Here is a 9,988-nt window from a genome sequence, read left to right as displayed (position 1 = left end):
TTCACGGCGCGGACGCGCCGTAGCTGGATTCCTGTCACGTCGCACGGGCGAAGCCTGGGCAAAGGAATGAGGAGAGGGAATGACCCCCATCAATCGTGCAGATAATAAACCTTGTTCACGATCGTCCACCGCCCCTCGATCTTCAGCATGGAGAGATAATCGGTGAAGCGCATGCCGGCGAAGTCGTCGCTGACCTTGACGCTCGCGGCATCGCCGACGACATCGAGGGTCTGGATGTCCATGTGCGGCTGCGTCCCTGGCGGGGCCGAGCCCTCGGCCACGATGGCGGCGATGAACTCGTCGCGGGTCGACCATTCGACCGCGCTCTCGTAATGCCCGATGACAGCGCATTTCGGATGAAACGCCTTGCGCAGCGCTGCTTCGTTGGCGAAGGTCATGCCTTCGACATAGAGATGCACGACTGCCTCTATCGCCTGCCGGTCCGTCATGGTCCGTACCTCGATCGTGTCGATGGTGAAGTATAGCGCGGAGCGCGCAACGCGCAAAGTCGTTGCTGGACTGTGCCTACTTTAATGCGTGGATGGGTAGAGCGTGGCCAGGGCGGTGCCGATCAGTTCCTCGGCATAGGCCTGCGCGGTCGATGAGGCGTTGTCGGACAGACCCATCTCGTCGCATTTGTTGCCTACGGCCTCGCGGATGAGGTGCAGGATACCCCGCCCCATTTTCCCGCCATCCTCGCCGGATGTGTCCAGAACCAGCGCCAGCGAGGTCATCGCCACCACTTCAAGCACGAGCATGCGTCCTCTTATGTCGGACAGGCCTGGATCGGCCGGCCCTTTGTCCTTGGCATCTGGCATGGGGTTCCCTTCCTCTCAACGGAAAGTTTACCTAGTGCTAATATGCTCGAGGAGAAGACCCAAAGTTGAACAAAACCAAATCTCTTTCCTGATCTGTGGTTGGGCCCGCCCCGCTGATCTCGCAGGGGCGGCCCAACCTGTCAGAGGTTGTTCTCTCAGAGATTGGTCATCGCCAGCGATGCCTCGGAGTAGCGCTTGCCGGCGATCTCATCGAGCGGCATGATTGCGCTAAGCTGCGCGAGTTCCCTGGCCGAGAGCGCGATATCGGCGGCGGCCGCGTTCTGCTCGAGATGATTGACCTTGCGGGCGCCGGGGATCGGCACGATGTCCTCGCCCTGATGCAGAACCCAGGCGAGCGCCAGCTGCGCCGTGGTCACGCCCTTGTCCTTCGCCAGCGCCTCAAGCTTGGCCACAAGGGCGGCATTGGCATCGAAATTGTCGGCCTGGAAGCGTGGCAGCTGGCTGCGGAAATCGTCGGCGCCGAGATCATCAGGCTTGCGGATCGCCCCCGTCAGGAAGCCGCGGCCGAGCGGGCTGTATGGCACGAAGCCGATCGAAAGCTCCCGGCAAGTGGCGAGCACGTCATGCTCGGGATCGCGCGACCAGAGCGAATATTCGCTCTGCACCGCCGCGATCGGATGCACAGCATGCGCCCGACGGATCGTGGCGCTGCCGGCCTCCGAAAGCCCCAGCGCCCGCACCTTGCCCTCGCGCACCAGCTCGGCCATGGCGCCGACGGTCTCCTCGATCGGAACATTGGGATCGACGCGGTGCTGGTAATAGAGGTCGATGACATCGGTGCCGAGCCGCTTCAGCGACGCTTCCGCCACGCGCTTCACATTCTCCGGCCGGCTGTCGACGCCCGTCAGCGCCGCCGCGCCGGATTTCGAAGGATCGAACTTGAAGCCGAACTTGGTGGCGATGACGACGCGGTCGCGCACCGGCTTCAAGGCGCGGCCAAGCAGCTCCTCGTTGGTGTAGGGGCCGTACATTTCGGCCGTGTCGAAGAAGGTGATGCCGAGATCGACGGCGCGGTGAAGTGTGCGGATCGATTCATTTTCGTCGCTGGCGCCATAGGCGAAACTCATGCCCATGCAGCCGAGGCCGACGGCGGAGACTGCAAGGTCCTGTCCGAGTGTGCGGGTTTTCATGTCTGGCTCCCTTCGAGCAAATGGTGAGGCCGCGATTTGAGCGGCACGAGGCAAACCTAGCGCGCCGAGAGCTTTCAAAAAATACGTGCAATGCGGCACAGGCTGTTCTAACAAATAGATCAATGAACAGAACCCAGCTCGCCCAACTCGCCGTTCTCGCCACTGTCGCCGAGCACCGCAGCTTCCGCGCCGCCGCCAAGGAGCTGGAGATCGCGCCCTCGGCCGTCAGCCACGCCGTCTCCAGCCTTGAGGAGAGCCTGGGCATCCGGCTTCTGGCGCGCACGACGCGCAGCGTGGCGCCGACGGAGGAGGGGAGGCTGCTCTTGCAGCGGCTGAAGCCGGCGCTGGACGAGATCGGCATCGCGCTCGAAGCCGTCAGCGAGGCGGGAGGACGGCCGGCCGGCACGCTGCGGGTGACCGCACCGCGCTTTGCCTCCGATATCCTGCTCGCGCCGCGCCTAGGCGAATTCCTCAACCGCTATCCCGATATCACGCTCGAAATCGCCAACGAGGATGGCTTCATCGACATCGTCCGCGAGGGCTTTGACGCCGGCATCCGGCTGGAGGAAAGCCTCGAGGCTGACATGATCGCGGTGCGTGCCTCGCCGAACCTCACGACCGTGATCGCCGGCTCGCCAGATTATTTCAAACGCCACCCCAAACCGCTGCATCCCTCCGACCTCGTCGACCACCGCTGCATCAAGCGGCGCTTCACCAATGGCACGATCTACCGCTGGGAGTTCGAGAAGGACGGCCGCGAACTGGTGGTGCCCGTGGATGGCCCGCTGATCGTCAGCGAGGACAGGCTGGCGCTGATCGCGGCGCTGAACGGCGTCGGCCTCGCCTATCTCTTCGACCTGCGCGTCGAAGACGAGCTTGCAAGCGGCAATCTGGTGCGGGTCCTGGAGGATTGGTGCGCGCCCTATCCGGGCCCGTTCATCTACTATCCAAGCCGCCGCCAGATGCGCCCGGCCTTGCGCGCCTTCATCGATTTCTTCCGTTACACGGGGTGAGGCGGGAGCGGCCGATCATGGCGCTCCCGCCTGCGCCGCCGGTCAGGCCGCGGCCTTCTGGTTGGCCGCCGAGGTTGCGAGCTTCGACAAGGTCTTGTCGGTTGCGGCTTCTTCCTGCAGCGTCTGGTCGAGCAGCGTCACCACGTCCTTCTTGCCGAGCGTCTGCGCCCAGGTCTTCAGCGTGCCGTAGCGGGCCATCTCGTAATGCTCGACGGCCTGCGCCGAGGAGATCAGCCCGGCATCGATAGCCGGCGAACCCTTGAATTCCTCGATGATCTCTTCGCCTTCCGCGATGATCCCCTGGATCGCCTCGCAGGTCTTGCCCTGCGCCCGCTTGCCGATCAGCTCAAACACCTGCTGCAGCCGGTCGACATGGCCTTCCGTCTGTTCCTTGTGCGTCATGAATCCGGCTTTCAGCTCTTCCGATTGCGCCGCACGCGCCATTTTCGGCAGCGCCTTGAGGATCTGTTTTTCCGCGTAGTAGATGTCCTTGAGCGTATCGTAGAACAGATCGTCGAGGTTCTTTTCCTTTGCCATGTCCCTTGTCCTTTGTCCCTGGCTCGTGGAAGCCGCGTCATGCGGCTTCGCAGGGAGAAGCTGGACGAAGGCTAATGGTTCCGATCATTTCGGGTGGCCATTTGCGGCCGATGCTGCAAACTTGCCGTCAGCAGGGCAGGGAGGTCGCTTATGAAAAAGCCGGGATCAATGAAAGCATTGGAGGATTTGGGTCGGGCGAGGCTGTCGAAGAATTTCTTCCTGCGCGATTTCCTGCATTCCGAGATCGCCGATTTCTATCGCATCCCGAATATCCCCGACGATCCGGACCTTGCCATAGAGACCGGCAGAAGGCTGTGCGAGGAGCTGCTGGAACCCCTGCAGGAGACCTTCGGCCGCCTGCACATCCGCTCCGGCTACCGCTCGCCCGAGGTCAATCGCTTCGGTAACCAGAACAAGCTCAACTGCTCCACCAACGCCGCTACAGCAGCCCACCACATCTGGGACATGCGCGATGCCGATGGCTACATGGGGGCTGCCGCCTGCGTCGTCGTTCCCTGGGTGGTCGATCGCTATCACGCGCTGGAAGACTGGCAGCGGCTCGCCTGGTGGATCCACGACCACCTGCCCTATGCCTCGCTCTGCTTCTTCCCGAAATTATGGGCCTTCAACATCCAGTGGCATGAGCGCCCGCGCCGGGTGATCCAGAGCTACATCAGCCCGCGCGGAATCTTGACAAAGCCGGGGATGGAGAATTGGGAGGGTGATCATTCGCAGTGGTATGAGGGTTTTCCGCCGTTGCGGGGTGTTTGAGGGTGAATTGTCCGCGGGAGGGCGATCCACCCACGTTGAGCGAGTCGAGGCGTGCTTAGATGCTCGGGACGAGCCCGAGCATGACGTCGAGAATGGGGCGCTCGCCCACCAACCATAAGGGCGTGCCTCCGATTCTCCCCTCAGGCACCGGCCTTGTCGAGCAGCGCCATCGCCTCGTCGCTGAGCGCAAGCGTCGCCGATTTCGTCAGGCTGTCGAGCTGCGACAGGCTGGTGGCGCTGGCGATCGGGGCGGTGACGCCCTTCTTGCGCAGCAGCCAGGCAAGCGCGATCTCGGCGGGCTTGGCGCCGGTCTCGGTGGCCACCGTGTCGAGCGCCGCGAGGATCTTCAGGCCCTTGTCGTCGAGATAGCCGGCTGCCTTGCCGCCGCGTGCCTTGCCTTCGGTGTCGGCCTTGCTGCGGTACTTGCCCGACAGGAAGCCAGCCGCGAGGCTGAAATAGGTGATGACGCCGATATCCTCTTTCACGCAGAGATCGGCCAACGGTCCCTCGAAGGGGGCACGGTCGTAGAGGTTATATTCCGGCTGGATCACGTCATAGCGCGGCAGGCCGGCCTTTTCGGCGGCGTCGAAGGAGGCCTGCAGCTGCGTGGCGTCGAGGTTGGAGCATCCGATGGCGCGGATCTTGCCCTGCTGCTTCAGCTTGGCGAAGGCGCCCAGCGTTTCCTCGTAGGGCGTCTCTGCATCCGGCCAGTGCGAGAGGTAGAGGTCGATATAATCGGTCTGCAGCCGCTTCAGCGACGCCTCGACGGCCTCGAGGATATACTGCTCCTTCAGCCCCTTCTTGCCGGGACCCATTTCCGAGCCGACCTTGGTGATGATCACGGCCTTGTCGCGGGCGACCTTGTTCTGCTTCAGCCACTTGCCGATGATCTCTTCGCTATCGCCGCCCTTGTTGCCCGGCACCCAGGCCGAATAGACATCCGCCGTGTCGATGGTGTTGAAGCCGGCGTCGAAGAAGGCGTCGAGGATGTTGAAAGAGGTTTTCTCGTCGGCCGTCCAGCCAAACACATTGCCGCCGAACACGATCGGCGCGACCGAAAGGCCGGTTTTTCCAAGGCGACGCAATTCCATGAGATACTCCTGAAATCTTCAATCTATTGAAATTCGGACCGCGGCAGGACGCCGCTGCGATGTAACCTAGTGCGCATCCGGGCGGATGAAAACCTGCGCCGCGGCCAGCGCCGCGAATTGTGATCGCGCCATTGCGCCGCAGCCCGGCCGTCTCTAATCTCCCCTCAAAATCAGTAGAGGAGAGGAAATGACCATGCTGCGCTTCGGTATCATGTCGACCGCCAAGATCGGCCGCGAGCTCGTGGTTCCGGCCATCCAGGATGCGGAAAACTGCGTCGTCACGGCAATTGCCAGCCGCGATTTGTCCAAGGCGAGAGAGATGGCAGACCGTTTCTCGGTGCCGCACGCCTTCGGCTCCTACGAGGAAATGCTGGCCTCCGACAAGATCGACGCCGTCTATATCCCGCTGCCGACCGCCCAGCATGTCGAGTGGACGATCAAGGCGGCCGATGCCGGCAAGCACGTGCTTTGCGAAAAGCCGATCGCGCTGAAGGCAGACGAGATCGACAGCCTGATCGCCGCCCGCGACCGCAACAAGGTGCTGGTGACCGAGGCCTACATGGTCACCTACGCCCCGGTCTGGCTGAAGGTGCGCCAGCTGATCAAGGACGGCGCCATCGGTACGCTGCTGCATGTGCAGGGCGCCTTCACCTACTTCAACCGCGACCCCGGCAACATGCGCAATATTCCCGCACTCGGCGGCGGCGCTCTGCCCGATATCGGCGTCTACCCGACCATCACCACCCGCTTCGTCACCGGTGAGGAGCCGCGCCGCGTGCAGGCCGTCACCCGCCGCGATCCTGATTTCGGCACCGACATCTATTCCAGCGTCAAGGCGGATTTCGGCGGCTTCGAGCTCAGCTTCTACATCTCCACTCAAATGGCGAACCGCCAGGTCATGGTGTTCCACGGCTCCGAAGGCTTCATCGAGGTGAAGTCGCCCTTCAATGCAGATCGCTGGGGTGCGGAAGAGATCGAGCTCAGCAACCGCAGCCACAACGAATCCACGGTGTTCCGCTTCCCCGACAGCCGCCAGTACAAGCGCGAGGCCGAAGCTTTCGCGCGCGCCGCCAAAGGCGAGGAGCAGGAGATCGTGTCGCTGGAGAGCTCCAGGCTCAGCCAGGCGTTCATCGACGCGATCTATCGCGCCAGCGAGAAGGACGGCTGGGAGACGGTGTGATTATTTCTCGCGGAAGACGAAGCGCGAGTAGCCGAAAAAGCTGAAGACGGTTGCCGCGGCGGTGGCAAACACCATCGCCGCCAGCGGCTGCAGGTCGGGCATCGAGAGAAGCAACGCTGAATAGAGCCCGTAATTGACCAATGCGGCGGTGATCCCGACCGAGCCGTAGCGGAACCCTTCGGCGGCGAGAGAATCTCCCGAGCGTTCGAAGGTGAAGGTTCGGTTGAAGACGAATGTCGTCACCATGGCGAGCGCGATGGCGATCACCCGGGCGATGAAAGGCCCGATCGGCGTCGTGTGCAGCAGAAGCATGAGCACGCCGGCATCGACGATGAAGCCCAGCCCGCCGGCAATGCCGAAGCGCAGCAGTTTCTTCACGCCGCACCTGCTTGAGAGGTCTGCCGGCGAATGTCGATCTCTTCGAGCTCGGAGGCAAAGCCGTTGCCGAGAAGATGTGATGCCTCGAGCCGCATATATTCGATCCGCAGGTGCTCGGCGCGCGAGCGTGCGACCGAATCCAGGATCACGCCGGCGGTAAACATCATGAACGAGATCATCATCAGCGCCATCGACATGACCCAGGTCGGCATGCGGCTGACGAGGCCGGTCGCGAAATATTCCGCCAGAACCGGCGCCATGAAGCCGAGGCTCAGCGCCATGAACAGGCCGGTGATGATGCCGAAGAAGGCGAAGGGACGTGTTTCCTTCATCAGCATGGCGAACATCCAGAGGATCTTGGCGCCATCCTTGAAGGTCGAGAGCTTGGAATGCGAGCCCTCGGGTCGGCGGCCGTAGTCGAGCTCGAGCTCGCTGACAGGTAGCTTCAGCCGCGAGGCATGCACGGACATTTCCGTCTCGATCTCGAAGCCGGCCGAGACCGCGGGGAAGCTTTTCACGAAGCGGCGCGAAAACACCCGGTAGCCGGAGAAGATGTCGGTGAAATCCGGGCCGAAGATCGTGCGGTACAAGATGTTGAAGATGCGGTTGCCGAAGGCGTGGCCCTGGCGGCCAGCGTCGTCGTGCACGCCGCGGCGTGTGCCGACAACCATGTCGGCGCGCTCCGAGAGCAGCGTGCGGATGAGCTCCTCGGCGTCTTCAGGCGCATAGGTGCCGTCGCCATCGGCCATGATGTAGATGTCGGCGTCGATATCGGCAAACATGCGGCGCACCACATGGCCCTTGCCCTGGCGCCTTTCGCGCACGACATGGGCGCCCGCCAGCATGGCGTGGAGCGCAGTGCCGTCGGTGGAGTTGTTGTCGTAGACATGGATTGCCGCATCCGGCAGCGTCGCCTTGAAGCCGCGCACGACAGCGCCGATCGTCGCCGCCTCGTTGTAGCAGGGAAGCAAAACGGCAACGCCCAGATTGTCGACACGCGATCCGGTCATGATCACACCCATCAGGAGAAACTTGCGGCAAGTCTAAAGCAGGGCCGTTAACAAGTGCCTATGACGAGAGCGAAGGTCACTGATGGGGCCGCGAAGATACGTCCGCGCCGCTACTTTACGCTTTCTTGATACGCGCATCGTAAAGTCGCGCCGCAATCAATGACGAGATCTGCTTCATGGCGACTGTTGCCCCGATGACTGGTGAACCAACATCCATGTCCCTCCGCGAAAGGCTGCAATTGCAGGCGGCGCGGCTCTGGCCTTCCGTTTTCTTCTACAGCGTGCTGCTGATCATCGCGATCGTCGCGCTCCGTCTGCCGAACGCCAAGGACTATGTCGGCGCCGACAATGACGATGTCATGCGCCTCGTCGAGGTTCGCGATTTCCTGAACGGACAGGGCTGGTTCGATCTCATGCAGTACCGCATGGGCCTGGGCAACGGCACGCTGATGCACTGGTCCCGGCTGATCGACCTTCCGATCGCCACGCTGATCAAGTTCTTCTCGCTCTTCCTGCCGGAGCAGCGGGCAGAAGCTGCCGCATTGCTCGTCTGGCCGCTCTCGCTCGTCATTCCGAGCCTCTGGGGCATGGGCCTTGCCGGCCGGCGCGTCGGCGGCGTGTTCGGCATGCATATCGCGCTGGGGTTCACGGTCTTCCTGCTGCTTGCCAGCAACCGCTTCCTGCCTGGCTCCATCGATCATCACAATGTCCAGTTTGCCCTGGTCGCGATCATGACGGCCATGCTGCTCGATGAAGACTATCGGCCGCTGAGCTACGCGATCGCTGGCTTTTCCGCCGCGCTGGCGATTGCGATTGGCGCCGAGACCACGCCCTTCGTCGCCGGCGTCTGCCTCGTCGTTTCGCTGGCCTGGGCCTGGGAAGGAAAGCCCTTCGCGCCCGCCGCCAAGGCATTTGGCCTGACGCTCGCTCTGTCGATCAGCCTGTTCTTCTTCGGCACGGTACCGCCGAGGCTTTACCCGGCCGTCACCTGCGACAACCTCTCGCTCGGCTATTACAGCCTGGCGACCATCGGCGGCGGTCTGCTCCTGTTTGCCGCCGCTTTTGCCAGCGGCCTCGGCCGCGGCTTGCGCTTCGTGGTCCTTGCGGGCGTGGGGGCCGGCGTGCTCGCATCGGCGCTGATCATCGCGCCGCAATGCCTGCGCAATCCGCTCGCCGATCTCGACCCGATGCTGATCGATCTCTGGCTCAACAATGTCCAGGAAGCGCAGTCGATCTTTGGCGCAATGCGGCAGGATCCGTATACGCTCGGCTTCTTCTACGCGACGGGCCTGTTTGGCATCGCCGTCTGCGTCTTCCGGCTTTTCCATGCCGATCGTGTTCGTATCCATCTCATCCTGCTCTGCCTGCTCGGCATCAGCTTCGGGATTTCGCTTGTCCAGGTTCGCGGCTCGACCTTCGCCAACCAGCTGGCTGTTTTCCCGCTGGCGCTGCTGATCATCGACATGCGCCGCGTCTCAAATGCCGACAGCGAAAATGGCGCCGCCGCGCTGAGCTATATCCTGACCGTACTCCTGAGCGTTGCCTCGGTCTGGGGGCTGGTCGGCGGCTTCATCGGCTCGCGTCTGGACAACAACCAGGCCGAATTGGCCGAGGCCAAGGAGAAGCTCACCTGCGCCTCGCCCGAGGTGGTCGCGCCGCTGGCGTCGATCCCGCCGGGCCTCGTCTCAGCACCGTCGGACATGGGCGTCCATATCCTGCGCTTCACGCAGAACCGTATCCTCTCCGCGCCGTACCACCGCAACCAGGGCGGCATGCTCACCGAGCTGCATATCGGTCTCGCGACGCCTGCGGATGCGGAAGCCTTCATCCGCGGCACCGGCGTAACGACGCTCGCCTTCTGCCCCGATTTCGCGCAGACGCGCGAGATCGCCAAGATGAAGCCGGATGGTCTCTACGCACAGCTGGAAAAGGGTAACGTGCCGTCATACCTGCAGCCGCTGCCGAAGCAGGAGGGCTCGCCGGTGCAGTTCTTCCGCTACGTGCCTAGCGGATCGTGACTATCGGTGGATCGTGACGGA

11 protein-coding genes are annotated in these 9,988 nt (G+C 62.9%); 4 read left to right on the top strand and 7 right to left on the bottom strand.

Translation table 11 applies throughout. The features are described from left to right. Positions 1 to 89 precede the first annotated feature (89 nt). From B3605_RS11395 to B3605_RS11385, 3 genes are all read right to left on the bottom strand, one after another. Positions 90 to 449, bottom strand: a complete 360-nt coding sequence (locus B3605_RS11395) for a nuclear transport factor 2 family protein (RefSeq protein ID WP_112944859.1) — start codon at positions 447 to 449, stop codon at positions 90 to 92. 81 nt (positions 450 to 530) lie between these two features. Continuing rightward, positions 531 to 818, bottom strand: a complete 288-nt coding sequence (locus tag B3605_RS11390; protein ID WP_018899281.1) for a hypothetical protein — start codon at positions 816 to 818, stop codon at positions 531 to 533. Between the two features lie 155 nt (positions 819 to 973). Next, a complete protein-coding gene (locus tag B3605_RS11385) occupies positions 974 to 1,969 on the bottom strand; it encodes an aldo/keto reductase (protein ID WP_112944812.1) in 996 nt (331 codons plus the stop codon). 122 nt (positions 1,970 to 2,091) lie between these two features. Here B3605_RS11385 and B3605_RS11380 point away from each other — a divergent pair, with 122 nt between their 5' ends. Further along, entirely contained in the window at positions 2,092 to 2,982 is an 891-nt protein-coding gene (locus tag B3605_RS11380; protein ID WP_112944813.1) for a LysR family transcriptional regulator, read from the top strand. Between the two features lie 42 nt (positions 2,983 to 3,024). On the opposite strand, the gene B3605_RS11375 is transcribed toward B3605_RS11380, so the two are convergent. After that, positions 3,025 to 3,519 carry a ferritin-like domain-containing protein gene (locus B3605_RS11375; protein ID WP_047506830.1) on the bottom strand — a complete coding sequence of 165 codons (495 nt, stop codon included), beginning with the start codon at positions 3,517 to 3,519 and terminating at the stop codon, positions 3,025 to 3,027. Between the two features lie 150 nt (positions 3,520 to 3,669). Here B3605_RS11375 and B3605_RS11370 point away from each other — a divergent pair, with 150 nt between their 5' ends. Further along, positions 3,670 to 4,290: a hypothetical protein gene (locus tag B3605_RS11370; protein WP_112944815.1), complete on the top strand. Its 621-nt coding sequence runs from the start codon at positions 3,670 to 3,672 to the stop codon at positions 4,288 to 4,290. 140 nt (positions 4,291 to 4,430) lie between these two features. Here the strand turns inward: B3605_RS11370 and B3605_RS11365 are convergent, their stop codons facing one another. Then, a complete protein-coding gene (locus B3605_RS11365) occupies positions 4,431 to 5,381 on the bottom strand; it encodes an aldo/keto reductase (protein ID WP_112944816.1) in 951 nt (316 codons plus the stop codon). A 193-nt stretch (positions 5,382 to 5,574) separates the two neighbouring features. Here B3605_RS11365 and B3605_RS11360 point away from each other — a divergent pair, with 193 nt between their 5' ends. Next, on the top strand, positions 5,575 to 6,561 hold the full coding sequence (locus B3605_RS11360) for a Gfo/Idh/MocA family protein (protein ID WP_112944860.1): 987 nt from the start codon (positions 5,575 to 5,577) through the stop codon (positions 6,559 to 6,561). On the opposite strand, the gene B3605_RS11355 is transcribed toward B3605_RS11360, so the two are convergent. Beyond that, positions 6,562 to 6,939 carry a GtrA family protein gene (locus B3605_RS11355; protein WP_018899289.1) on the bottom strand — a complete coding sequence of 126 codons (378 nt, stop codon included), beginning with the start codon at positions 6,937 to 6,939 and terminating at the stop codon, positions 6,562 to 6,564. It abuts the gene before it with no gap. Beyond that, positions 6,936 to 7,949, bottom strand: coding sequence for a glycosyltransferase (locus tag B3605_RS11350; RefSeq protein WP_112944861.1), 1,014 nt, complete (start codon positions 7,947 to 7,949; stop codon positions 6,936 to 6,938). Before B3605_RS11350 ends, B3605_RS11355 begins: the two co-directional genes overlap by 4 nt. A gap of 215 nt (positions 7,950 to 8,164) precedes the next feature. Here B3605_RS11350 and B3605_RS11345 point away from each other — a divergent pair, with 215 nt between their 5' ends. Beyond that, complete coding sequence (locus B3605_RS11345) at positions 8,165 to 9,967, top strand: hypothetical protein (protein WP_112944818.1); 1,803 nt, start codon at positions 8,165 to 8,167, stop codon at positions 9,965 to 9,967. Positions 9,968 to 9,988: the final 21 nt, after the last annotated feature.

The organism is Rhizobium sp. UBA1881 (assembly GCF_002338015.1).
Taxonomy (GTDB): domain Bacteria; phylum Pseudomonadota; class Alphaproteobacteria; order Rhizobiales; family Rhizobiaceae; genus Rhizobium.
This window is presented reverse-complemented; position numbering and strand designations above follow the sequence as displayed.

Bases quoted from the DNA above. Each gene is read 5' to 3' on its own strand.
- B3605_RS11385 (WP_112944812.1), bottom strand. From the start codon at position 1,969: ATGAAAACCCGCACACTCGGACAGGACCTTGCAGTCTCCGCCGTCGGC.
- B3605_RS11395 (WP_112944859.1), bottom strand. From the start codon at position 449: ATGACGGACCGGCAGGCGATAGAGGCAGTCGTGCATCTCTATGTCGAA.
- B3605_RS11375 (WP_047506830.1), bottom strand. From the start codon at position 3,519: ATGGCAAAGGAAAAGAACCTCGACGATCTGTTCTACGATACGCTCAAG.
- B3605_RS11390 (WP_018899281.1), bottom strand. From the start codon at position 818: ATGCCAGATGCCAAGGACAAAGGGCCGGCCGATCCAGGCCTGTCCGAC.
- B3605_RS11360 (WP_112944860.1), top strand. From the start codon at position 5,575: ATGCTGCGCTTCGGTATCATGTCGACCGCCAAGATCGGCCGCGAGCTC.
- B3605_RS11370 (WP_112944815.1), top strand. From the start codon at position 3,670: ATGAAAAAGCCGGGATCAATGAAAGCATTGGAGGATTTGGGTCGGGCG.
- B3605_RS11350 (WP_112944861.1), bottom strand. From the start codon at position 7,949: ATGACCGGATCGCGTGTCGACAATCTGGGCGTTGCCGTTTTGCTTCCC.
- B3605_RS11345 (WP_112944818.1), top strand. From the start codon at position 8,165: ATGTCCCTCCGCGAAAGGCTGCAATTGCAGGCGGCGCGGCTCTGGCCT.
- B3605_RS11365 (WP_112944816.1), bottom strand. From the start codon at position 5,381: ATGGAATTGCGTCGCCTTGGAAAAACCGGCCTTTCGGTCGCGCCGATC.
- B3605_RS11380 (WP_112944813.1), top strand. From the start codon at position 2,092: ATGAACAGAACCCAGCTCGCCCAACTCGCCGTTCTCGCCACTGTCGCC.